General features: G+C 38.6%; 22 protein-coding genes. 18 read left to right on the top strand and 4 right to left on the bottom strand.

What is annotated here, in order from left to right:
- Positions 1-28: 28 nt before the first annotated feature.
- Both RRB46_RS08975 and RRB46_RS08970 read right to left on the bottom strand, forming a co-directional pair.
- Positions 29-856 (bottom strand): Cof-type HAD-IIB family hydrolase, encoded by an 828-nt coding sequence (locus RRB46_RS08975; protein ID WP_311538259.1) that lies wholly within the window; start codon positions 854-856, stop codon positions 29-31.
- Between the two features lie 17 nt (positions 857-873).
- On the bottom strand, positions 874-2,256 hold the full coding sequence (locus tag RRB46_RS08970) for a sodium:alanine symporter family protein (RefSeq protein ID WP_311538258.1): 1,383 nt from the start codon (positions 2,254-2,256) through the stop codon (positions 874-876).
- Positions 2,257-2,505: 249 nt separating this feature from the next.
- Here RRB46_RS08970 and ald point away from each other — a divergent pair, with 249 nt between their 5' ends.
- The 11 genes from ald (at position 2,506) to fni (ending at position 12,070) form a co-directional block, all read left to right on the top strand.
- On the top strand, positions 2,506-3,615 hold the full coding sequence (ald, locus tag RRB46_RS08965; RefSeq protein WP_311538257.1) for an alanine dehydrogenase: 1,110 nt from the start codon (positions 2,506-2,508) through the stop codon (positions 3,613-3,615).
- A gap of 144 nt (positions 3,616-3,759) precedes the next feature.
- Positions 3,760-4,734, top strand: a complete 975-nt coding sequence (locus tag RRB46_RS08960; RefSeq protein ID WP_311538256.1) for a metal ABC transporter solute-binding protein, Zn/Mn family — start codon at positions 3,760-3,762, stop codon at positions 4,732-4,734.
- Positions 4,731-5,438 carry a metal ABC transporter ATP-binding protein gene (locus tag RRB46_RS08955; protein WP_296127468.1) on the top strand — a complete coding sequence of 236 codons (708 nt, stop codon included), beginning with the start codon at positions 4,731-4,733 and terminating at the stop codon, positions 5,436-5,438. The genes RRB46_RS08960 and RRB46_RS08955 overlap by 4 nt, the downstream gene beginning before the upstream one ends.
- Before the next feature lies 1 nt (position 5,439).
- Positions 5,440-6,282: a metal ABC transporter permease gene (locus tag RRB46_RS08950; RefSeq protein ID WP_106461598.1), complete on the top strand. Its 843-nt coding sequence runs from the start codon at positions 5,440-5,442 to the stop codon at positions 6,280-6,282.
- Positions 6,282-7,190, top strand: coding sequence for a metal ABC transporter permease (locus RRB46_RS08945; RefSeq protein ID WP_311538255.1), 909 nt, complete (start codon positions 6,282-6,284; stop codon positions 7,188-7,190). The genes RRB46_RS08950 and RRB46_RS08945 overlap by 1 nt, the downstream gene beginning before the upstream one ends.
- Positions 7,123-7,785, top strand: coding sequence for a metal-dependent transcriptional regulator (locus tag RRB46_RS08940; protein ID WP_311538254.1), 663 nt, complete (start codon positions 7,123-7,125; stop codon positions 7,783-7,785). Before RRB46_RS08945 ends, RRB46_RS08940 begins: the two co-directional genes overlap by 68 nt.
- The gene (locus RRB46_RS08935) at positions 7,772-8,698 is read left to right on the top strand and encodes a TIGR01212 family radical SAM protein (RefSeq protein WP_311538253.1); all 927 of its coding nucleotides are present in this window, start codon (positions 7,772-7,774) and stop codon (positions 8,696-8,698) included. The genes RRB46_RS08940 and RRB46_RS08935 overlap by 14 nt, the downstream gene beginning before the upstream one ends.
- Complete coding sequence (locus RRB46_RS08930; protein WP_311538252.1) at positions 8,683-9,288, top strand: isochorismatase family protein; 606 nt, start codon at positions 8,683-8,685, stop codon at positions 9,286-9,288. The genes RRB46_RS08935 and RRB46_RS08930 overlap by 16 nt, the downstream gene beginning before the upstream one ends.
- A gap of 6 nt (positions 9,289-9,294) precedes the next feature.
- Entirely contained in the window at positions 9,295-9,636 is a 342-nt protein-coding gene (locus RRB46_RS08925) for a zinc ribbon domain-containing protein YjdM (RefSeq protein WP_297687610.1), read from the top strand.
- A gap of 110 nt (positions 9,637-9,746) precedes the next feature.
- On the top strand, positions 9,747-11,054 hold the full coding sequence (locus RRB46_RS08920) for an LCP family protein (RefSeq protein WP_297687612.1): 1,308 nt from the start codon (positions 9,747-9,749) through the stop codon (positions 11,052-11,054).
- 2 nt (positions 11,055-11,056) lie between these two features.
- Positions 11,057-12,070, top strand: a complete 1,014-nt coding sequence (gene fni / locus RRB46_RS08915) for a type 2 isopentenyl-diphosphate Delta-isomerase (RefSeq protein ID WP_311538251.1) — start codon at positions 11,057-11,059, stop codon at positions 12,068-12,070.
- Positions 12,071-12,128: 58 nt separating this feature from the next.
- Here the strand turns inward: fni and RRB46_RS08910 are convergent, their stop codons facing one another.
- Together RRB46_RS08910 and RRB46_RS08905 are read right to left on the bottom strand one after the other, a co-directional pair.
- Entirely contained in the window at positions 12,129-14,129 is a 2,001-nt protein-coding gene (locus RRB46_RS08910) for a DUF2971 domain-containing protein (protein ID WP_311538250.1), read from the bottom strand.
- Between the two features lie 42 nt (positions 14,130-14,171).
- Positions 14,172-15,023 (bottom strand): hypothetical protein, encoded by an 852-nt coding sequence (locus RRB46_RS08905; protein WP_311538249.1) that lies wholly within the window; start codon positions 15,021-15,023, stop codon positions 14,172-14,174.
- A 112-nt stretch (positions 15,024-15,135) separates the two neighbouring features.
- Here RRB46_RS08905 and ilvA point away from each other — a divergent pair, with 112 nt between their 5' ends.
- From ilvA to RRB46_RS08870, 7 genes are all read left to right on the top strand, one after another.
- Positions 15,136-16,320 carry a threonine ammonia-lyase gene (gene ilvA / locus RRB46_RS08900; RefSeq protein WP_311538248.1) on the top strand — a complete coding sequence of 395 codons (1,185 nt, stop codon included), beginning with the start codon at positions 15,136-15,138 and terminating at the stop codon, positions 16,318-16,320.
- Entirely contained in the window at positions 16,317-17,747 is a 1,431-nt protein-coding gene (locus RRB46_RS08895; protein ID WP_311538247.1) for a UDP-N-acetylmuramoyl-L-alanyl-D-glutamate--2,6-diaminopimelate ligase, read from the top strand. Before ilvA ends, RRB46_RS08895 begins: the two co-directional genes overlap by 4 nt.
- The gene (locus RRB46_RS08890) at positions 17,744-18,937 is read left to right on the top strand and encodes an aminoacetone oxidase family FAD-binding enzyme (protein WP_311538246.1); all 1,194 of its coding nucleotides are present in this window, start codon (positions 17,744-17,746) and stop codon (positions 18,935-18,937) included. The genes RRB46_RS08895 and RRB46_RS08890 overlap by 4 nt, the downstream gene beginning before the upstream one ends.
- 24 nt (positions 18,938-18,961) lie before the next feature.
- On the top strand, positions 18,962-20,254 hold the full coding sequence (locus RRB46_RS08885) for an NAD(P)-binding domain-containing protein (RefSeq protein ID WP_311538245.1): 1,293 nt from the start codon (positions 18,962-18,964) through the stop codon (positions 20,252-20,254).
- 115 nt (positions 20,255-20,369) lie between these two features.
- On the top strand, positions 20,370-21,308 hold the full coding sequence (locus RRB46_RS08880) for an ABC transporter ATP-binding protein (RefSeq protein WP_311538244.1): 939 nt from the start codon (positions 20,370-20,372) through the stop codon (positions 21,306-21,308).
- Between the two features lies 1 nt (position 21,309).
- Entirely contained in the window at positions 21,310-22,407 is a 1,098-nt protein-coding gene (locus tag RRB46_RS08875) for an ABC transporter permease (protein WP_311538243.1), read from the top strand.
- Positions 22,394-23,512 (top strand): ABC transporter permease, encoded by a 1,119-nt coding sequence (locus tag RRB46_RS08870; RefSeq protein WP_311538241.1) that lies wholly within the window; start codon positions 22,394-22,396, stop codon positions 23,510-23,512. Before RRB46_RS08875 ends, RRB46_RS08870 begins: the two co-directional genes overlap by 14 nt.
- The last annotated feature ends 89 nt before the right edge of the window (positions 23,513-23,601 follow it).

Raw genomic sequence — 23,601 nt, 5'->3', positions numbered from 1 at the left:
AAAAGTTAAACTTTCGCTTAGTCATTTTTTATGCAAAAATTTCTAAATTATTGTCAATTAGCTTATTTATGGCGTAGGCTACACCATTTTGTAGGTTAGACTTGGTGATGAATTTGGCGTGTTTTTTCAATTCATCGACTGAATTTGCCATTGCCACAGGAAAGCCAGTTTGCTCTAGCATTGGTATGTCGTTTTTCTCGTTGCCAATGGACATGATTTCATCAGGAGTGATATCTAACATCTCCGCCATAAGTTTTACGGCGTGGCCCTTGTTGGCCTTTTTGTTCATGACCTCTATGAGGAAGGGCGCGGTTTGGACTGCATAATAATCTTCATTAAGGGTCTTTAGTTTGTTTTTAAGGACCTTATTTATACTTGCTCTTGAGCCTAAAATTAGAAATCTACCGAAGTGCTTGTCTTTGGCTACTTTGTCGTAGTCAATCCTAGTTAATTTTAGCTGGTTGATTGCTGCATCCATTTGAGTATAAAAATTTGGCTCTTTGTGCCTTGAATAAAAGCCCACATCATCCATAGCGGATACTTCTACATCATAAGGAGTCATTAGGTCATCAAGTTTTTTAAGATCATCAATAGTTTGGAAATTTCCGCCAATTGCTTTGCCGGTCGCATTATCAAAGATATATGAACCATTTTGGCAGACTGTAAAATGCCCCTTTCTATTTAGGCCTAGCCTTCTTATATATTTTTCCATTGAATGATATGGCCTACCGCTGGCTAGGGCTATATGGACTCCCATATCCCTTGCCCTATCGATTGCTTCTATGTTTTTTTTGCTGAGTCTTTTAAGTGGGGTGACAAGTGTACCGTCCACATCAATAGTAATTAATTTAATCATACTACTATTATACTATATTATTTTCTATTTAAGAGGTCTTCATACTCTGCAGGTGATTTTCTTATCCTTGCAGGGTCTTTAAAAAAGTCGGCTGCAAGCCTTTTAACTACAGGGCTTAGCATGATTATGGCGTAGAGGTTTGGTAGGGCCATTAAGGCATTTAGGATATTTGCAACAATCCAAACAAGGCCCAGGTCAACATTTGCACCAACAAAGACAAAGATTATATACAAAATCCTATAAGGAATTACAATCTTATCTCCAAAAAGATAGGTGAGGGCGGTTTCTCCATAATAAGCCCAACCCATGATGGTAGATAGGGCAAAAAGAGTTAGGCCAATACTTACTACATAAGACCCGTAATTTGTGGACTCTGCAAAGGCATTTGCCACAAGGCTAGAGGCATCAGAGCTTGATGTCCAGGAAATTTGGCTTGTTAGGATAACTAGGGCTGTCATGGTACAGATAATAATTGTATCTACAAAAACCTCGCTCATTCCCCAAAGCCCTTGGCGGCAAGGGTGGTCAGTAGAAGCGCTGGCATGGGCTATAGGTGAAGAACCAAGGCCTGCTTCGTTGGTAAAAACCCCCCTAGCAACACCAGATGAAATAACTTGCTTAACAGTAAGACCCACAAATGAACCTCCAAGGCTAGCTGGTGAAAAAGCTCCTAGGAAAATTGACTTGAAAGCCGGAATTATATAGGCCCTATTTAAAATCAAAAGATAAATAGAACCGAGTATATAAAGTAGGCTCATAAGAGGGACAAGCTTTGAGGTAACCTTGCTTATTGAAGAGATCCCTCCAACAATTACAAAGCCAACAATAATAGCCAAGATAAGGCCTGTAATAAGAGGATTGATATTATAATTACTCTTAAGGACACCTGCTATAGCGTTTGATTGGGTAGAATTACCTATACCAAAAACAGCAATACCAGCAAAAAGAGCGAAAGTTTTGGCAAGGCCATTCTTTCCTAGACCATTTTTAATGTAATACATAGGTCCACCCACAAAGCGTCCGTCCTTATTTTCCCTAAAGGCAAGGGCAAGGCTTACCTCGGAAAATTTGGTAGCCATACCAAAAATAGCGGCCACCCACATCCAAAAGATAGCCCCAGGTCCACCCAAGATAATGGCAAGGGAGACACCTACGATATTGCCGGTACCGACAGTAGCAGCAAGGGCAGTAGAAAGGGCCGCAAAAGGCGAAATATCTCCGTCATGGTCCTTATGTGACTTATCAAACACCTTTAGGAGAGTATTCCTAAGGGCAAAGCCAAGTTTTCTAAATTGAAGGCCGCCCAAAACAAGAGTCAAGATAAGGCCAGTGCCCATAATGCCGATAATAAGGGGGGCTCCCCAAAGAAATGTATTAATTGTTTCAAAAAAATCTTTCATATGTATCTCCTTTCATAATAGTATTTTATTATTTTATCCGCATTTTTATGATTTACAAAAATAAATATTTTCTTGTCAATCTACTCGCAAAGCCCTAAAACATCGCTAAATTTATTTCGATAAACTTATAAATTGACAAGGAGATTAGCATATTTTATAAAAAAATTATAAGAAGAATTTATTCTTAGGTCTAAAACCGGTATAATGTAGAAGTAAAGACGAGTTTAACAGATTAAGAAAGGATATAAAATGATTATAGGAATACCTAAAGAGATTAAAGACCAAGAATCTAGAGTGGCTGTAGTACCAGGTGCTGTGGCTGATTTAGTTAAAAATGGAAATGAAGTTTTAATAGAAAAGGGAGCAGGTGTTGGCTCTGGAATTAGCGATAAGGACTATGAAGAAGCAGGTGCAAAAATAATTGATAAGGCTGCTGATGTATGGGAGAAGGCTGAGATGATCTACAAGGTTAAGGAGCCTCTAAAGGAAGAATACAAATACCTTAGAGAGGGACTTATCCTTTATGCCTACCTCCACCTAGCTGGAAATGCTGAGCTTACAGAAGAACTCCTTAAGAAAAAGGTAACTGCAATTGGTTTTGAAACTGTAGAAAAGGATAGAAAGCTACCACTTCTTCAACCAATGAGTGAGATTGCCGGTAGGATGGCTGTCCAAGAAGGGGCAAGATACCTAACTAAGCCTGAAGGTGGCAGGGGAATCCTTCTTCAAGGTGTGCCAGGAGTAAGACCTGCCCATGTTGTAATTGTAGGGGCTGGTACAGTAGGTACAGCGGCTACAAGGATAGCAGTAGGAATGGGAGCTAGGGTAACAGTTTTAGATGTAAATATCGATGCCCTAACCAAACTTCACAACCTCTTCCCAGATAAGATTGAAACCCTTTATTCAAATCCACTAAATATAGATGAGGCGGTAAGTGGGGCAGACCTTGTTATTTCAACAGTCCTAATCCCAGGTAGACGTGCTCCACAACTTGTAAAGGTAGATACAGTTAAGAAAATGAAAGAAGGATCTGTGGTAGTCGATGTTGCTATAGACCAAGGTGGTTCTACAGATATCACAAAAGATCACGCAACAAGCCATACAGACCCAGTATTTAATAAATACGGTGTAATCTTCTATGCTGTAGCAAATATACCAGGTGCTGTAGCTATGACATCAACCTACGCCCTATCAAATGCTACAACCATCTATGCTAAGTCAATAGGTAAGGAAGGCCTAAAGGCAGCTGTTGAGAAATTCCCAGAACTTAAGAGTGGAATCAACCTCTATGACGGCAAGGTAGTCCTTGAATCAATAGCAGAAGATACAGGCCACGAATTAGCTGAATTAAATCTTTAATAAAAAATAAAGGACCAGGAAAACATGGATTTTCCTGGTCTTTTATTTGCCTGAATATATTTTTAGGTATACCTAAAAATATATTTTGACAAAATAAATAAAGGTGTTATAATAAACTTAAGAAAAATTTTACAAGGAGTTATTATGACAAGGAAAATATTATTTAGCCTCCTAGCCTTACTAGTATTTGCAGGCTGCGGAGCTAAGACAAATGATAGTGACAAGAAGGCAGAGACTAAAGAAGAAGTAAAGAGCGAAGAGAGCGTAGATTCTTCTAAGAAAAATATCACAGCTACAACCACCTTTATAGCCGACATGGTAAAGGAACTAATAGGCGATAGGGCAAATCTTTCAATGATTATCCCAGCTGGCGAAGACCCACACCTTTATGTGGCAAAGCCTGAAGATTATAACAAAATCAAGGATGCCGACCTAGTTTTATACCACGGTCTTCACTTTGAAGGCAAGATGGTAGATGCCCTAGAAGCAAGCGGCTATGCTGTAACAGAGACCTTCCCTAAGGATAAGATTGGTCAAATGGACCAAGATGGGGAGACTATAGTAGACCCACACTTCTGGTTTGATATAGACCTATATAAGGAAGCCTTCACTAATGCGGCTAACAAGTTAAAAGAGCTTTATAAGGACGATGAGGAAGTGGTTAAAGAAATTGACAAAAACCACGACAGGTATATAAAAGAGCTCGATGATCTTGATAAATATAATAGGGAAGAGCTTGCAAAAATTCCAGAAGAGTCAAGATACCTAATCACCCCACACGATGCCTTCAATTATTTCTCAAGAAGATATAAGATTGAAGTACTAGCCCCTCAAGGAGTTTCAACAGATTCTGAAGTATCAAATAAGGACCTTGAAGATACAGCAAGCTTTATAGCAGACCACAAGATCAAGGCGATCTTTGCAGAATCAACAACCAACCCAGAAAGAATGGAAAAGCTAAGAGATGTTGTAAAATCAAAGGGCTTTGATACAGAGGTTGTATCAGGAGAGGGTCAAGAATTATATTCAGACTCCCTATCCAAAGAAGGCGGGGAAGCTGACACCTTCATAAAAATGTACAAACACAATGTAGACCTAATAGTAGGTAAGCTTAAATGAGACCTGCAATAGAAGTAAAGAACCTTTCCGTCTCTTACGAAAAAAACCAGGTACTATCTCAAATAGACCTTACTATCCCTCTAAATTCAAGAACAGCCATAGTAGGAGCAAATGGAGCAGGCAAGTCCACCCTACTTAAGGCTGTTCTTGGCCTAATTAAAAAAGACTCGGGCGAGGTAAAGATTTTGGGCAAAGATCTCAAAGATGCCAAGCTTGACCTAGCCTATGTTCCCCAAAAAGATTCGGTCAATTGGAACTTCCCTATAAGGGTTTATGATGTTGTAAAGATGGGAAGATTCCCTTATTTGGGTTCCTTTAAGAAATTAAGAGCTATTGACAAGGAGAAAATTGACCATGCCATGGAAGAAATGGGAATCGCTGATTTAAAGGATAGGCAAATATCAAAACTTTCTGGCGGTCAAAAGCAGAGGGTCTTTCTAGCAAGGGCCCTTGCCCAAGATGTGGACCTCTATATCCTAGATGAGCCCCTCACAGGTGTTGATATCAAGACAGAAGAGATAATAGCCAAGGAATTTAAAAACCTCCAGGCCAAGGGCAAGACAATCATCTCAGTCCACCACAATATCTACAGCCTAAATAGGTATTTTGACCACCTTCTAGTTTTAAATGGAGGAGTCCAATATTCAGGTCCTCTTAATGTGGATGGCATTGATAGTCAGATAGATAAGGGATTTAGGGGCTAATATGGATGTATTATTTTCATACTCATTTAAAATCATAGCCATAGGGACAATTCTCCTTGCAAGTCTTGCAAGCCTTGTGGGAATTATCAATGTCTACAAGGACCAATCCCTAATCGGCGATGCCATGGGCCATTCGACCTATGCAGGCCTAGTTTTAGCCTTTATCCTAACAGGTATGAAGTCTAGTTGGGTCCTATTGATTGGGGCCTGCCTATCTGCGGCTCTTTCCTATTTTTTGATAGAATATTCAAGCAAGAATACAAAAATAGGCCCAGATGCAAATATGGCCATATACTTGTCGGGATTTTTTGGCCTAGGACTTGTTTTAAAGTCTTATATTCAGGGCAATCCAGCCTTTGCATCATCCAGGCAAGCAGGCCTAGATAATTACATCTTCGGCCAAGCTGCCTATCTTTTGGAAGATGACATCTGGCTAATAGGAGGAGTTCTTCTTATTGCCCTGATAATTTTTGCCTTAAATTACAGGCATATCAAGGCCTATCTCTTTGATCCGGAATTTGCTTATATGGTAAATATAAATACAAAAATCCTGGATAGCTTGGTATTATTTATCACAATCCTAACCATAGGTGTGGGCATAAAGGCAGTTGGGGTTATTCTCATTGCATCCTTTATGGTTCTACCGACACTCGCAGCTAGTAAGCTTTCACACTCCTTTGGCAGGGTTTTGGCCATATCTATTGTAATTTCAGCCCTTTCAGCCTTTATAGGTTCTTATATTTCAACAATCTATAGCGGGTTTTCGACAGGGCCTACCATAATAATTATCCAGGCAAGCTTTGCCATCCTTGCACAAATCATAAAAATTCTAAGGAGGAAGTAATGACAGATGCACTCATAGTTTTAATACTCACATCCATATCATGTTCTCTGCTTGGAATATTTTTGATTTTAAGAAAGCTATCCATGATGACAGATGCCATCAGCCACTCAGTCCTTTTAGGCATAGTTTTGGCCTTTTTCCTAGTTAGGGATTTGGATAGCCCACTTCTAATAATCGGGGCAAGCCTTATGGGCCTTGTGACCGTATTTTTGATAGAATCTATCGGCAAGCTCAAACTTGCCAAGCTTGATGATGCCACAGCCATAGTCTATCCTCTCCTATTTTCTATTGCGGTCATCCTAATTAGTAAATTTTTTAGAAATGTCCACCTAGATACAGATATAGTCATGATGGGAGAGGTAATTTTCTCATCTATGATAAGGACGCAAATTTTTGGGATAGAGATGTCAAAATCAATCCTTGAAGCGGCCTTAAGCTTAATATGCGTTATAGCTTTCATCGGCATATTTTATAGGAAATTAAAGATAGGAAGTTTTGATGAAGAATTTGCATCCCTTGTTGGAATTTCAACAGGTCTTATCTTTTATAGTCTGATGACAATTACATCCTTTGTGGCAGTTACATCCTTTAACAATGTAGGGGCAATAATTGTAATTTCGTTTTTCATAGGGCCGGCTGCAATTGCTCTTTTATTTGCAAGAAGCCTTAGGGAAGCTTTCTTGCTAGCGACTCTTGCTTCAGTCATTAATCCAAGCCTTGGATTTTTCCTAGCCATAAGGCTTAATGTATCCATAACAGGTATGATTGCAACAATCAATATGGCCTCCTACTTAGCTTTAATCATCATAAAGAAGTATATTTTAGATAGGAGTATAAATTATGGAAAAAATAAATCCTCAAAGAGAGGACTATCTAACAATAATATACAAATTGATGCAGGAAAATGATAAAATCACTAATAAGGATATTTCCCAAGCCCTTGACATAAGCCCACCATCAGTCACAGAGATGCTTAAGAAACTCAAGGCTGAGGGCCTAATTAAGGATGATAAGACAAATCTTCTTACAGATAAGGGAGTAAGTCTGGCAAGAGTCCTAATTTCAAAGCATAGGCTTTGGGAATATTTTCTCCAGGAGACCTTGGATTATTCGTGGAAAGACGTCCACGAAATAGCAAATAAGCTCCAATCAGCCACTCCAGATGACCTTTTAGATAAGCTAAATGACTTTTTAGGTCACCCTAAATATTGTCCCCACGGATCGGTTATCTATATAAATAACGAAGGCACGGGTCGTGACCTAGTTAGGATGAGCGAGGCTAAGACAGGAGCGACCTACACCATAAGAAGGATAAGGGATGAGCGTAGTCTTTTAAATTATGCAGAGTCCATGGGAATAGATATAGGCGATAGGGTAAAAATTATAAAATTTGACCCCTTTGATATGACTGCCATCATTGAAAAAGATGGTATAGAGAAGAGGATTTCGCCAAAGGCCTGCGTGGATATATATTTGCTAGAGGAAGATGATGGAGATAAATAAAAAACGCTTCAGGGATTTTGATTCCTATATGAAGCTCAAATTTAATAAAAAAACTATAAAGCTCCCACTAGACGGGGGCTTTACTTGTCCAAATAGGGATGGGAGTCTATCAAGTGATGGCTGTATCTTCTGTTCAGAATCAGGGTCAGGAGAGTGGACCTATGGGAAAAAATCTCTTCATGATCAAATAGCCTACCAGAAAAATCGCTTGTCAAAGCCAGGCAGGGATGAGGCATATCTTGCCTATTTTCAAAATTTTACAAACACCTACGGGCCCATTGACAAATTAAGAAAAATCTACTATGGTGTACTTGAAGAAGAAAATATTATAGGTCTTGCCATTGCAACCAGGGCGGATTGTTTAAATGACGAGGTTCTTGACCTTTTGGAAGAGCTATCAAAGAAGACCTTTCTAATAGTAGAGCTTGGCATGCAAAGTGTAAATGATAGGACCCTAAGGCTTATAAATAGGGGCTATGACCATGCTACTTTTGACTCTGGAATTCGTAAATTACACGCTAGGGGAATTAAGACCCTAGTCCATTTGATAATTGGCCTGCCATTTGAAACAAAAGATGATTACAAAAATGCTATTAACTATATAAATGAGATAAGGCCTTGGGGAATCAAAATCCACAACCTCTATATAGAAAAGGATACAAGGCTTGAAAAATTCTACAAGGACTTTTGCATATCTTATGACATGACAGAAGATTCTTATGTGAAAATCATAGTAGAAATCCTCACTCATTTGGATAAGGATATTGTAATTAACAGGCTTACAGGAGACGGGCTGAGGGATGCTATAGCCTATCCTTCCCGGGCAAAGAACAAGGGCAAGATTCTAACAAAAATTGACAAGATGCTAAAGGAAAAAGACCTAAGACAGGGGGATTTATGGAAAGAAAATTAGACAGCAAATTTTATACAAATAGCTTAACAAGTGATGGCCTTTACACTGATAGGACTAAGACCCTACTTTTGGTAGTAGATATCCAACCAAAGCTAATGGTAAGTGTAGAAGAAGGCGAGAGGGTGACAAAAAATACAGTCGGCCTAATAAAGGCCTTTAAGGCTTATGACCTTCCTATCATAGCTACAGAACAATATCCAAAGGGCCTTGGCAGGTCTGATGAGAGAATCCTAGCAGAGCTTGATGATGAGAAAATTTTCCCAAAGACAAGCTTTAATGCCCTAATTCCAGAAGTTTTGGACTTCATCAAGGACAAAGATATTAAAAATGTTGTAGTAACTGGTGCTGAAGGCCACATCTGTATCTACCAAACAATAAGAAGCCTCCTAGATTTGGGCCTTAATGTATTTTATGTAGATGATGCCATTGGCTCATTTACTAATGAGCTAAAAGATGGTGCCAAGGCTTCTCTAAGAGATATGGGAGCAGTCCTTGTAAATACTGAGTTAATCTTATTTGACCTAGCAATTGACAGCAAGGATTCTAATTTCAAATTGATTTCAAATCTAGTAAAAGAATTAAGAAAGTAGGAGATAATGACAAATTTACCAAAATGTCCGGCCTGTGGTGAAAATTTCACCTACCAAGACGGCCATATGTATGTTTGCCCGATATGTTTTCACGAATGGTCAGATGAAGCACCAGTCGAAGAAGAAGAGAAAAAGCTAAGAGATGCCGTAGGCAATATCATAGAAAATGGTGCCAAGGCTACTATCATCAAAGACCTTAAGATGGGCTCAGAAGTTGTAAAACAAGGAAGCAAGGTTACAAATGTAAGGATCTTAGATGAAGAAGTAAATGGCCACGACATAGACGGCAAGGTAGAAGGCTTTGGAAGTCTTTACCTAAAATCATCTGTAATAAAAATTGTAAAATAAAAATTTCCCCAAGTTGAGAAAGAATTAGCTTGGGGTTTCTTTTTGAAAAAATCTGTTAGAGCCTTAATATTTAGGGTATAATGACCTAAGATTACAAGCAAAGGAAAATTATGAAAATTAAAAGAATTTTGGCAATCGTCTTTGTCTTTGCCCTTTCTTTTATAGGAAGCAAATTTGCCCTTGATTTCTTAAACCAAAGGACAGATCCAACCTATGCAGGCAGTGGCTTTGAAGATAATGCCGTAAAGAAAAGTGATAATGAATATTTAATCCTCATGGTCGGTGTCGACCAGGCAGCCGGTGAGGAAAACAACGAAGACTTTACAAGGACAGATACAATCATGCTCCTTAAGGCCAATACCAAGGATGGTACAATCAAGCTCTTATCAGTGCCTAGAGACTCTAGGGTTAAGATAAGGACAGGCTTTGATAAGGTCAACCACGCCCACGCCTTTGGCGGCATAGAGCTAACCCTCCAAACCCTAAGAAACTTCTTAGGTCTTGATATAGACTATTATGTCCAAATCAATTACAAGGCTCTAATAAATATAGTAGATGCCATAGGTGGTGTAGACTATGAAGTCCCAGAAGGGGTTGAGATAGATAAGTGGAACCTCCACGTAAGACCAGGCATGAACCACTTCGATGGAACAGAGACCATGTGGTATCTAAGGACAAGACACATCTACCTAAATGGAGATATAGGAAGGGTTGGAGCTCAACAAGATTTCCTAAAGGCTATGGTAGACCAGGCAGTCCAAAAATCCAAACAAATGAATTTGATGACCGTAGTATCAACCTACATCAAATATGTAAAAACCAACCTACCAATGTCTATAATAGCAGATCTTTTAGCAAATATCGACAGTTTCTCATCAGATAAGGTAGAAACCTTCACAGTGCCAGGTCATGAACAAACCATAAATGGTACAAGCTATTATATACCAGATGTAGAAGAAACTTGGACCATAAGGGATAAGGTATTTGCTGACTTTAAACTATCCAAGTGGAAGGAAGAGGACTCAGGCTTTGTAATAAGCGATGAAGAAGAAAGTAGCGAAGAAACATCAGCTGATACCAAGACCTTCATACCAAACCTAGCCAAACCACAGCCAAGTACCGAGGCTCCAGTTTATAACCAAAACACTAACTATAACAGGTCTTATAATAACAATTCTTATAATTACAACAACAATAACTATAAGAACAACAATTCTTACAATAATTCCAATAATCAGAATTATTATTATGAAGAAAATACCGAAGAAGCGCCAAGCCCAGCCCCAGCTGAGCCGGCTCCTGCTCCAGCACCGGCACCAGCTCCTGCCCCAGAAGCTCCAGAGCCAAGCCATTCAAATGCTGTAGAATATGAACCAATGCCAAGTATAGATGAAATAAGCCCATCAGAAGGTGAGTAGATATGATAAGCAAAAGAAGACAAAGAAAAGATGAACATATAGAAAATTACCTAAAGACTAAGCCAACTTGGGGGACTCTTTTAGATGATATCTATATAGAACACAATCCCCTAGCAGGGTTAAGCCTAGATGAGATTGATACATCCGTTAGCTTCCTAGGCAGGAAAATTTCCATGCCCCTAATGATAAATGCCATGACAGGCGGGGGCGAGCTAAGCTCTGATATAAATGAAGACCTATCATCAATCTGTGCCAGCCTAAACATACCAATGGCCCTAGGCAGCCAAGCCATTGGCCTTGAGGAAGAAGATTCGGTAGAATCTTTTAGCCTTATCAAGGATAAGGACCTTGTAAGGATAGGAAATCTAGGCGCTGAAAGAAGCCTAGATGATTTCAAAAATGCAGCTGGTATGATCGATGCCCACGCCATGCAAGTCCACCTAAACTTAGCCCAAGAGCTCTTCATGCCTGAAGGTGACAGGGATTTTAGGGGCTGGAAGGACAATATTAGAAATTTAAATGAAAATCTAGATGTACCAATAATTGTAAAAGAAATAGGCAATGGCCTTTCAAAAGCATCTGTCAAGACCCTCTTAGATATGGGAATTAGATATGTAGACCTAGCCGGTTTTGGTGGTACAAATTTCATCGAAATCGAAGATATGAGAGATTTTGAGGAAGATTATAAGGAGTTTTACTCCTGGGGAGTGCCAACAGCAAAGGCAATCATAGATGCCAGAAGCCTTTCAGATGACTTATTTATCATAGGATCTGGCGGTATAAAGGATGCCCTAGACATGGCCAAGGCCCTAATTATAGGAGCAGACATGACAGCTATAAGCGGTGAAGCCCTTAGGTATTTGACCCTAGGCGGCTATGATGCCTGCTATGATTATCTCTTAGATTTAAGGGAAAGACTTGTAAAAGTCATGGCCCTTTTGGGAGTTAAGTCTATAGGAGAACTAAAGAAAGTAGATTACAAGGTCACAGGCAGACTTAAAGAATTATTAGATTAAAAAAACTAGATGGCAGGAAGATAATCCTTGTCATCTAGTTTTTTATTTGTCTTGATTTTTATCTATACATAATACTTGAATTTACAGTTTCTATATCCTTGCCCAGACAATATTTGATGTAAGGGACTAGGTAGTCCTTATCGATTGCCTTTGGTCCAAAGATTAGCCTTTGGTATTTAAGATCGTAATCTTCTAGGTAGGTGCCCAAAAATGGCAGAGGAAAGGTCCTGTTGGTGTATTTTATTTCCTTAAAATATCCCCTATTTTGGTCCTGGTCTAGGTCGACTATTATCCTGTACTCGCTTTCGTAGGCGTAGTGGTTCTTTTTAAAATAATAGGAAATCTTATCGAGTTTTAAATAAATTTCGTTATTTATAGCCCTTAAAAGTTCGGACTTGTTTTTTTCTCCAAGCTTGTAAGTCTCCTTTATCTTTTCTAGATAGAAATTATAATCCATCTTTAATTTGTTAAGAAGACCGTAGATTTCAGCACTTTGTGGGTCTTCCTTGCCATCGCCTATATAAAAGACCTTAATCAGCTGGATTTTCTTATCATTTATGATAGACTTTACAAATTCCTTAGAAAATTCTAAATAGACTCCCTTGGTATCATCAGCATATTGCTTCCACATTGGCAGGCTATCTGCCGCAGATGAGGCCGATAAGAGGTAGATCTTGTTATTTCCCATATTATCCCTGGCTAGGGAGAGCTCATCTCCATCATTTAAAAATTCAAAGAGGGCCTTGCCTTCCATGGGGTCATTTAGCATCCTGGCATTGGTAAGCCTTAGCCTATTTCTATATTTTTCGTCGATTTCTTCTATGCTATCATCGATTAGGAATTGGAGATTATCAAGGGATGTGTAGTGGCCAATGCAGAAGTTCTTCTTATCCTTTTTGAGGTTTTCATAGTCTGAAGGTTTGATGGTTAGCTTATCGATTAAAAGATCGATGTCATAGACTATGGCTTCCTCAAAGACAGCTAGTTTATCAGAACTTGTCCCGATTATATTGTAAAAGTCGTTGAGCTTTGAAAATATATTTAGGCTGTCCCTAAATTCTACTTCTAGGCAGGAAAGATATTTCTTATAAAAACTTTGAGGCCTTTTGACCTTGCTTGGGCTTATATCTTTTAGCTGGTCAAGGGCTAGAGACACAAATTCATAGGTGTAGGTCTTTTCCTTATACCTGGCGGTTTTTATTTTCTCGCTGACCTTGGCAAAAACATCTATTAGCTTATTTGAGTCATAAAAATCATTTAAGACATTGGCAATCTTTAGGAAGGACAGGCTAAAACCGTCAAATTCCCTAAGGAGGGAGTCCTTGATTAGGGTGTGGTAGCCCATATTTTTATTATCAAAGTAGGAAGTGTCTTTTAGGATGAGGTCGTTAAGGCTTTCTAGAATCTTTTTAGTTTTGGCCTTGCCCAGCTTATCTATTAAATTTATATAATAAGAAGGGTCTGCAAAGACTGAAATGAAGCCAGTAAGGTCCTTATTAATTTTTATTATTTCCCTGTAGTGACCAAAGTCTTCCCTTAAGAGGTCAAAGGTCCTAGTTTTGACTGACTTATTTTTAGAAGTATCTATAAAGGAATCAGCCTCCTTGTAGATTTTAATTTGACCAAGGTCAGTGGCTTCCTTATTTTTATCAAGCGATTTATATCTTACAAGGAATTTGGTTTGAAATTTAAAATCTATCCAGGCTGAGTTTTCTAGGTAGATATTATCAAGGAAAGATGTAGGAATGTCATCGATTTTTATCTGGTAATCGTAGGGATAGAAAAAATATCCTATGTCATCAATGACTTCTTCCTTGGCATAGGCTAGGTCGTGGTTATTTAAAAAATCTACAAATTCGTTGAGCTTAAAAATATAGGTCTGATCGATTTTTACAAAAAATTTCTCTCTAATATTTTCATCTGACAAAAGCAGGCGGATTAGGTCCTTGTCGTAGGAAAATATTTTGGCATAGAGCCTTTCTTTTGATATTTTGCCGGCACTTTTGTAGTCGGACTTTAATAAATTTATGAGACTTTTTTCGATTATTTCCATTTTCATCTACTCCTTTCTTCTATTATACTCCAAAGAAAAAAGCCCAACCTAATGGTCAGACTCTTTGTAAATTTCAATGGATTGGACTATGCCATTTAGGGCTTCTAATTTTATCTTGTAGTCATCACTTGTCCCTAGATAGTAGACCTTCAAGGTTTGATTTTGATTGTTTGGATCTTCCTTAAGGTCATCCTTAAACCTATCTTGAAGGTCATAGATGGAATCTTCAAGCTTGATTCCCCTTACTTCAAAGTCCCTGTTGTTGTTGATAACTGAAGCCTTTAGGCTTTTAATTTCCTTATTTTCTATGGAATCTAGGTCCATCTTAAAGTAGGCCTCAAGCAGGTAAAATTCCTTGTAGACTTCGTTATTAACCCCATCTGTAAACCAGGTTGGGTTTGGGTGGTAGGAATCGCCCTCTCTTGAAATTGTAGCGATAATCTCTCCATTTTCATCCTTGGTTGAATAGGAAAAGCCATTTTGGGTGAAATTTTTAAGTTTAAGTGGGAATTGATAGAGCTTGCCTTCTATTATGAAGGATGAGTCGGGCTTAAACTTTGTAGATTGGGCGATTTCTGGCGATGTGGTCTTATAAGGACTTGCTATAGGCGAAAATCCCTTTTCTAGGCTTATAAGGATTGGATAGGTAAAAATCATCACTAAGTTTAGGACTATAAGGCCTAAAATTGGCGACCTAAAGTGCTTATCTACCCCATCTATAAGGCCAAGAAGGGCACCTATAATGCCAAGGCCTGCACAAATTACACTTGCGAGGGCCAAGGGCCTTTTAAAACCTAGTATATCTATGTATGAATATCTATAAATGAAACAAATGCTTAGGATGATGATTCCTAGAATGAATGTCCCTGTATAAATTTTAATATTATCAATCTTCTTCACTGTATTTTCTCCCTACTTTTAAACAAATCTTGACTAGATTTTACACTTTCCTTAAAAAATGTCAAAATACATGATATAATAAAAATATACAATAAATATGAAAGGATATATTATGTTTGATTTTGAAAAAGCAAGAGCAAGAGTTAGCGAAGTAACAAACCCAACACATTTGATTTATTCAGAGGTATTTTCTCAAGAATCTAATAACAACGTTTACATAAAACCAGAAAACCTCCAAAAAACTGGATCATTTAAGCTAAGAGGAGCCTATAACAAGCTATCTAAACTAGATAAGGAGGCAGCAGCTAAGGGAATTATCACAGCATCAGCCGGCAACCACGCCCAGGGTGTAGCATTTTCTGCCAAAAAACTAGGTATGAAGGCTGTAATCTGCATGCCAGAACATACACCAATGATCAAGGTCGACGGAACTTTAAAATACGGGGCTGAAGTAGTTTTATATGGGGCAAGCTTTGATGAATGCAAAGAACACGCCTTAAAACTAGCTGAGGAAAAGGGTTACACCTTTATTCCACCCTTTGATGACCTAGACGTAATCGAGGGCCAGGGTACAATTGGTCTAGAGATAGTAGATGAACTAAAATACGTAGATTATGTTATAGTGCCAGTAGGTGGGGGCGGGCTCATATCAGGTGTTGCCAAGTGCATCAAACAAATATCACCACTTATAAAAGTAATAGGTGTTGAGCCATATTCAGCAAGGTCCATGAAAGAATCTATCAAGAAAGGCGAAATCGTAACCCTAGAAGGGGTAGATACCATAGCAGACGGTACAGCTGTAGCAAGAGTAGGTGATCTAAACTACGAAATCTGCAAGGATGCTGTAGATGACTGGATTACAGTAACAGATGAGGAAATCCTCATGGCCTTTATCAAGCTAATAGAAAAGCACAAACTAATAGCAGAACCATCAGGTATCCTTCCTCTGGCAGCCCTTGAAAAGCTAAACTTCTTTAACAAAAACGTAGTTTGCCTAGTAAGTGGGGGCAATATTGATATGTCTTTTATATCCCAACTTATAAACAAGGGTTTATATGAAATTGGTCAAATTGCGAGGATAGATGTAGAAATTGCCAATATTCCAGGCAAGCTTAACGAACTTTTAACCCTAATTACCTCAACCAAGGCCAACATAATCTCCATAGAACACGACGGCTTCAAGGCAGCATCTAGATTTAAAAATATAAATGTAGAGCTTACCCTAGAGACTAATGGCAAGGATCATGTCAAAAAAATCAGAGAAGCCATAGAAAGGAAAGGTTATATCCTACATTGATTAAATTAAGCGAGATTTTAAGCAAAATTGAATACCAAAGCCTAAGGATGGGCCCTGACTTAGAAATAAGGGGACTTACTAACAATTCTTTAAAAGTCGAAAGAGACTTCATCTTTGTGGCAGTAAAGGGGTCAATCTTTGATGGCCACAAATATATTCCTGAAGCCATAAAGGCAGGGGCATGTGCTATAGTCCACTCAGAAGATGTGGAATTTGTTCCAAATATTACCTATATAAGGGTAGAAAATCCAAGAAAGAGTCTTGCAGATCTTTCAAATATAATAACAGACTTCCCATCAAGGAAGATGGACCTTGTGGCAGTGACAGGAACCAATGGCAAGACCACAACTAGCAAACTCGTTGCCTATCTTATAGAAAGGCTCTTTGGTCCTTGTGCAAATATAGGCACAGATGGGGCAAATGTGGCAGGAGAGATAATCCCAACCTCAAATACAACCCCAGACATAACCGAGATAAATAGGATTTTAACAAAGTGTTTGGATAAGGGAATTAAATACCTAAGCCTAGAAGCATCAAGCCATGGCCTTGACCAGGGCAGGCTTGCTGGTATCGACTTTAAGGTCGGTATCTTTAACAACCTATCCACAGAACACCTAGACTACCACAAGACCATGGAGGCTTATTTTAAGGCAAAGATGATTTTGCTTGAAAACTCGGAAATAAAGATAGTAAATGCCGATGATGAATGGGGTCAGAAGGCCTTAAATTTATTCCCAGATGCCATAAGCTTTGGCAAATCTGATACAGCCAATATCAGGGCTGTAAATATTGAAAAATCAGAAAAAACCATGACCTTTAGTATTGACGGGGTAAAATTTAGCCTCAATACCATAGCAGACTTTGAGCTTTATAACAACCTTGCAGCTATCGCAGCCTTAAAGATGATGGGGGCAAGCCTTACAGATATAGCAAAAGTCATCACAGACTTCCCAGGGGTTGGGTCAAGGTTTGAATATATAGCCAATGACCTAGGTATAAACCTAGTAGTAGATTTTGCCCACACCCCAAGGGCCTATGAGGAAATTTTTAAATCCTTGCCAGAAGATGCCAAGAAAATCGCGGTTTTTGGCATCCAAGGCGATAGGAATGAAGAATTTAGGGCCCTAATAGGAAAAACTGTATCAGACTTTGACATCTATGCCATGATCACCACTGACGATCCTAAATTTGATACCTACGAAAATATTTCAAAGGATATAGTAGGAGGCTTTAGGGAAAATTACGGGGCCTATAGCCTTGTAAAAGATAGGGCCGATGCCATAAGAGCTGCCATAAAGATGGCTAAGCCTGGCGATTATGTTCTCTGCCTAGGCAAGGGTGAGGAAGATTTTATTAAACTTCATGGCAATGAAAAAACTCCTTATAACGAAAAGGAAACCATCAGAAGGATTTTGGAAGACCTATGAAGACAATCCTAATAGGGGCGGGGGCGGCTGGCCTGTTTTTTGCGGGCCTTTACCAAAAAGACCTCCTTATCCTAGATAAAAACGACCAAGCTGGCAGGAAACTTCTTGCCACAGGCAATGGTAGGTGTAATTTCACCAATCTCAACTTATCAGATGACTTTTATTTTTCATCCAATGAGGGCTTTTATTCCTATGCCCTAAAGGCAAATGATAACAAGGCTTTAATCGCTCACTTAAATAGCCTAGGAATCCTAACTACAAATCTCCCATCAGGCAGGTGTTATCCACAGACCCTTAGCTCAAAAACTGTCAGAGACATCTTATTTATGAGGGCGAATGGCAAATTTATCTTTGAGGCAGATGTCCTTGACATTGACTTTAATAAAAAACTTGTCATCACAAAAGATGCCAAATATGCCTACGATAGGCTTGTAATAGCCACTGGTGGAAAAAGTCTTCCAGGAAGTGGGTCAGATGGCAAGATTTTTAAAATCCTTAAAAAAGTCCATGACCTTAGGGATTTTTCCTATGCTATTACCAATTACAAGTGCCAAAATCCTCTCTCAAAGAGGGCCAAGGGAGTGAGGGTCACAGCTAAGGCAAGCTTATATATAGACGGTAAATTTATAAACTCTTCTACTGATGATGTGATTTTCCAGCCCTATGGCCTAACAGGGACAGCCATCCTTGACCTATCCAATCAAATTTCCTACGGCTTGTTTAAAAATAGTGATATTAGGGTACAATTAGACTTGTTAAGTTCCTATGATTTTAAGGAAGTCTTGGATATTTTATCAGATCTTTCTGGAAAATATAAGGATATGAGCCTAAGAGAGCTTTTGACAGGCTTTGTCAACGAAAAGCTTATCTTTGACCTGGTCAAAAGGACAGGCCTTAGAGAAGATTTAAAGGCAGGGTCCCTAAGCGGGAAAGACCTTAAAAAAATCACCGCAAGCCTTAAAAACTTGGAATTTAGGATAAAAGAGATAAATGATGTGGAAAATGCTCAGGTTACCATTGGGGGAATTGACACGAAATTTGTAAATCCTACGACCTTTGAGTCCAAAAATATAAAAGATCTTTTCTTTATAGGCGAAGTTTTGGATGTGGATGGGGCCTGTGGGGGATATAATATACAGTGGGCATATTCAAGCGCAAAGGCTTGTGCCGACTACCTAAACAAAAACTAGTTTTTGTTTAAAAAGGAGAAATAGATGTTAAAGATAAATAGAAATCTAAGAGAAATGAAAGATAATGGAGAAAGCATCAAGCTTGCCATAATCGGTTGTGGCAAGATGGGGTCTTCTCTTATAAGCCAGCTATCAAAGATAGATGCCATGGAAGTAAAGCTAGTTGTAGATAGGAATCCTAGAAAGGCTATAAAAGCCCTAGTTCAGGCTGGTATTAGTGAGGATAAAATCATCTACACTGATGATTATAACGAGGGTTATGAGGTTCTTGAAAAGGGCTTTGTAGCAGTATCAACTAACCACAGACTAGCCTATAAGCTTTTACAGATAAATGCAGTTGTTGACTGTACTGGCAACCCACCATTTGGGGCAGTTATTGCCAGAAAAACAATCCAATACCACAAACATATGATAAGCTTCAATGTAGAATGTGATGCGACTGTTGGACCAGTTTTACACGACATGGCAAAAAAGGCTGGAGTTGTTTATACAGGCATCCTTGGTGATGAGCCAGGTGCAATCATGGATCTTGTGGACAGTGCTTATGGCATGGGTCTAAAAGTCCTGGTAGCAGCAAAAGGCAAGAACAACCCACTTGATAACTATGCAACAGCGGAAATTCTTGAAAAAGAAGCTAAGAAAAAAGGCTTATCTCCTAGAATGTTAACAAGCTTTGTAGATGGTACAAATACAATGATTGAGCTAAATGCTGTCTGCAATGCCCTAGGATTTTTGCCAGATACCTTTGGTTGCCACGGCATTACAACAAGCCCAGATAGGGCAGTAGAAGACTTTAAGCTAAAGGCTGATGGGGGAGTTTTAAACTCTTATGGAATAGTTGACTTTTCACCAGGCATGGCTCCAGGAGTCTTTATAATAGTAACAAGCGACCAAGAAGATGTAAGAGATCTTATGAAATTCTTAGGTTTTGGTGATGGTCCAAACTATTTATTATATAGACCTTACCATCTCACAAGCCTAGAAGCTCCAATCACAATTTATGATGCAGTAGTTGAAAATGAGCCATCTATTGCTCCAATCCACGGCCAGGTAGCAGATACTGTAACAGTTGCTAAAAGGGATATCAAAAAGGGTGAAAAGCTAGAAGGAATCGGCTCTGACAGGGTATTTGGAAAGCTAACCAGCCATGACAGGTGCCTAAATGAAGACCTCCTTCCAATAGGTCTTATAACACCAAATACAGAAGCTATAGTCGATATCAAAAAGGACACAATAATAGACATGTCCATGGTAAAAATCGACGAAAAGGCCACAATTACCAGACTAAGACGCAGACAAAACTCAATGAAACTTTAAAGAAAGCCGCTGATGGGAATCCATTGGCGGTTTTTTACATGGTTTTTACATAAATTTTACAAGGATATATACTTGGAGGTTTAATATAAGTATAAGAATATAGGAGGGCAAAGCAGTGGGAAATCTCATAGAAGTAAGGGGCCTTGTCAAAAATTATAAGGAAGTAAAAGCCCTTGACGGCCTTGATTTAGATGTCAAAAAGGGAAGAATCTTGGGACTTTTGGGCCCAAATGGGTCTGGCAAGTCGACAACAATATCTTGCATCCTATCTCTCCTTAAAAAAGATGGGGGCAGTGTCAAAATCTATGGCCAGGAAATGAGGCCAGATGCCTATGATATCAAAGAAAAAATAGGTGTAGTCTTTCAGGATGTGGGAGTCTATGACGAGCTAAGCGTCTATGAAAATATAGATTATTTTTGCGGACTTTATATAAGGGATAAGAAGGAGAGAAAAGAACTCGTCCAAAGGGCCATAGACCTAGTTGGCCTAAATGACTTTATCAAATTTAAGCCAAGAAAGCTATCTGGCGGTCTTTTAAGAAGGCTAAATATAGCCTGCGGCATTGCCCACAGGCCAGATATCATAATCCTAGATGAACCGACAGTTGCAGTAGATCCCCAGTCAAGAAATAACATCCTTGAGGGAATCAAAAAACTAAACCAAGAAGGATCAACTATAATCTACACTTCCCACTATATGGATGAGGTAGACTTCCTCTGTGATGATATAGTCATAATCGATAAGGGCAAGGTCCTTGCCAAGGGCACATCCAGAGAGCTTAAGGATATGATTGACCTTACAGAAAAGATAAGCCTTGAGGCAAGTGGGATAGGTGAGGAAATCCTTAAAGACCTAAGGGGCCTTGACCACCTAATAAGCCTTGACTACAAGGATGATATTTTAAGATTAAATTTCTCCAAGGGAGATAGCAATTTAATCAAACTTATTAGCTTCCTAAGTGAAAAAAACATTGAATATAAGTCAATAAGCGTAGAAAAACCAAGCCTAAACGATGTTTTCCTAGAGCTTACTGGCAAAGATTTGAGGGATTAGTATGTTTTTGCATTCATTTAAATACACACTCAAATATCTTTTAAGAGAAAGGGCCATGGTCTTTTGGGCCTTGGTATTTCCCTTTCTTTTGGCTATTTTATTTAAGTTAGCCTTTGGAAATTTGTCCACTCAGGCCAAATTTGAAAGGATAGATATAGGTGTTAATGAAAGCCTGCTTTCCGATGAAAATTTTAAGAATTTCCTAGACCAGATGGAAGAGGAGGATTATTTTAAGGTCCATAAGGCCACTGACAAAAATATCTTAGATCAAAATGACAAGGTCAAGGTCTATGTAGATAGCCTTGATAGGGTCTATGCCAATAAGTCAGGCATAAGCCAGACCATAGTAGAGACAATCCTCAATGCCTACTTGCAAAAATCTGAAATGGTAAAAAGGGTTATGGCAGAAAATCCTCAGGCAGACCTTGCCAAGGTCTTAGAAGTGGATGATTTTATAAGGGATAAGTCCAGAAAAAACATGGACCCAATAAATACCTTTTTCTACACCCTAGTAGGCATGACCACAATCTATGGCTATATGTGGGGACTTTTCGTAATCTACCAATATGAGGCCAATTTATCTGTCAATGCCAAGAGAAATACCATATCTCCACTTAAAAAAAGCCGAGCCTTAAGCGCATCCATCCTAGCAAGCTGGCTAATAAATTTTGCAATAACCCTAATTTTTATAGGCTATCTAAAAAAAGTAATCGGAGTAGACTTTGGGGATAGGATGGGACTTTTAGTCCTTCTAAGCGGGCTTTCGTCCCTTACAGGCATTGTCTTTGGGATTTTTATCGGCGTTTCAAATAAAAAGTCAATCGAGTTTAAGATAAACCTAGGCATAGCCATCTCCATGTTAATGAGCTTTTTGGCAGGCATGATGATGTCTGAGATGAAGATTATAGTTGAAGAAAAAATCCCTATACTTAATAAGCTTAATCCCGTAGCCCTTGTGACAGATGCCATCTATGCCCTCTATTATTATGAAGAGACCAGTAGATTTTATCAAAATATGGTCTACCTGGGCCTAGTGACCCTAGCCCTAATCTTAGGAGCTATGTATTTTATGCGAGGTAAAGAATATGAGAGTCTTTAAAAATTATTTTAAGCTTGCAGCAGGCCACAAATTTGCCATAATCCTTTACTCAGCTATCTTTGGCCTCCTTCTAATTTTTTCGACAAGGTCTGTTAAGAGAGATTTTTATGTAAGTGTAAAGCCTGATATTTACATAAATGATGAGGCTGAGACAGACTTATCAAGGGCCCTTGTAGCCTATCTTGATAAAAATACAATGATTAGAGAAATGGATGAGGACCTAGTTGAAGATAAACTCTTTTATCAGATGATAAACGCAGCTGTCGTGATTCCTAAAGATTTTGACCAAACTAGGAAGCTAGATTTTAAAAATGCCCCAAATGATATGTATGGGATGGCTGTAAAGGAGAATATCAATCAATTTTTAAACCAGGTCGCTTCTTATGAAAGGGCAGGTTTTGAGAAAGCTCAAGCAATTGATTTTACAAGTAAGGATTTGGATAAAAAAATAAAGGTAGATTTAAAAGATAAGTCTAAGGTTAAAAACAAGGATGATTCTCTCTTTTATTTTAACTTTTTAAATTATCTTATCTTATCACAAGTAATCCTTATAGTTTCAACTATAGTTAAGCTTTATAAGAAATCTACTATTGCCATGAGAAATGAGGTCTCTGCCATGCCAAAGGCTAGGATGAATTTGGAATTAATCCTGGGCCATATAGTGACAGGTGTTGGAGTTTGGCTATTTTATGTCATTCTTTTTGCCCTAATCTACAAGTACGATTTTAAGGCAAGTCACACCAATCTAATGATCTTGAATTCCTTAGTCTTTACCATTACTGTCGTGGCCATGGCCGTGATGCTTGCAAACCTAATAGGCAATGAAAATGTAATGGCTGCTATAATGCAGGTGGTGGGCTTGGGTTCATCGTTTTTGTGTGGGGCCTTTGTCCCTCAGGAATTTTTGTCAAAGACTGCTTTAAACATTGGAAAAATCTTACCTTCTTATTATTATATAAAAAATAATAATATGCTAATAGAAAATCCAACCCTAGGCACGATACTTCCAAATATTGGAGTAATGCTAGCCTTTGCCCTAGTCTTTGTCCTAATGAGCCTTTTTATTAGGCCTAAAGCTAAAAGAAAGGTAACTGATTTAGGATAAAAATAAATACAGATTTTGACCTTGGCTTATGCCAGGGTCTTTTTAGTACCATAAATAGTGTAAGAAAGAAAGTAATTTCTATCTTGCAC

Origin of the sequence: uncultured Anaerococcus sp., assembly GCF_963512375.1 — a bacterium.
Lineage (GTDB): Bacteria > Bacillota > Clostridia > Tissierellales > Peptoniphilaceae > Anaerococcus.
This window is presented reverse-complemented; position numbering and strand designations above follow the sequence as displayed.

Bases quoted from the DNA above. Each gene is read 5' to 3' on its own strand.
- RRB46_RS08975 (WP_311538259.1), bottom strand. From the start codon at position 856: ATGATTAAATTAATTACTATTGATGTGGACGGTACACTTGTCACCCCA.
- RRB46_RS08970 (WP_311538258.1), bottom strand. From the start codon at position 2,256: ATGAAAGATTTTTTTGAAACAATTAATACATTTCTTTGGGGAGCCCCC.
- ald (WP_311538257.1), top strand. From the start codon at position 2,506: ATGATTATAGGAATACCTAAAGAGATTAAAGACCAAGAATCTAGAGTG.
- RRB46_RS08960 (WP_311538256.1), top strand. From the start codon at position 3,760: ATGACAAGGAAAATATTATTTAGCCTCCTAGCCTTACTAGTATTTGCA.
- RRB46_RS08955 (WP_296127468.1), top strand. From the start codon at position 4,731: ATGAGACCTGCAATAGAAGTAAAGAACCTTTCCGTCTCTTACGAAAAA.
- RRB46_RS08950 (WP_106461598.1), top strand. From the start codon at position 5,440: ATGGATGTATTATTTTCATACTCATTTAAAATCATAGCCATAGGGACA.
- RRB46_RS08945 (WP_311538255.1), top strand. From the start codon at position 6,282: ATGACAGATGCACTCATAGTTTTAATACTCACATCCATATCATGTTCT.
- RRB46_RS08940 (WP_311538254.1), top strand. From the start codon at position 7,123: ATGGAAAAAATAAATCCTCAAAGAGAGGACTATCTAACAATAATATAC.
- RRB46_RS08935 (WP_311538253.1), top strand. From the start codon at position 7,772: ATGGAGATAAATAAAAAACGCTTCAGGGATTTTGATTCCTATATGAAG.
- RRB46_RS08930 (WP_311538252.1), top strand. From the start codon at position 8,683: ATGGAAAGAAAATTAGACAGCAAATTTTATACAAATAGCTTAACAAGT.
- RRB46_RS08925 (WP_297687610.1), top strand. From the start codon at position 9,295: ATGACAAATTTACCAAAATGTCCGGCCTGTGGTGAAAATTTCACCTAC.
- RRB46_RS08920 (WP_297687612.1), top strand. From the start codon at position 9,747: ATGAAAATTAAAAGAATTTTGGCAATCGTCTTTGTCTTTGCCCTTTCT.
- fni (WP_311538251.1), top strand. From the start codon at position 11,057: ATGATAAGCAAAAGAAGACAAAGAAAAGATGAACATATAGAAAATTAC.
- RRB46_RS08910 (WP_311538250.1), bottom strand. From the start codon at position 14,129: ATGAAAATGGAAATAATCGAAAAAAGTCTCATAAATTTATTAAAGTCC.
- ilvA (WP_311538248.1), top strand. From the start codon at position 15,136: ATGTTTGATTTTGAAAAAGCAAGAGCAAGAGTTAGCGAAGTAACAAAC.
- RRB46_RS08890 (WP_311538246.1), top strand. From the start codon at position 17,744: ATGAAGACAATCCTAATAGGGGCGGGGGCGGCTGGCCTGTTTTTTGCG.
- RRB46_RS08885 (WP_311538245.1), top strand. From the start codon at position 18,962: ATGTTAAAGATAAATAGAAATCTAAGAGAAATGAAAGATAATGGAGAA.
- RRB46_RS08875 (WP_311538243.1), top strand. From the start codon at position 21,310: ATGTTTTTGCATTCATTTAAATACACACTCAAATATCTTTTAAGAGAA.
- RRB46_RS08870 (WP_311538241.1), top strand. From the start codon at position 22,394: ATGAGAGTCTTTAAAAATTATTTTAAGCTTGCAGCAGGCCACAAATTT.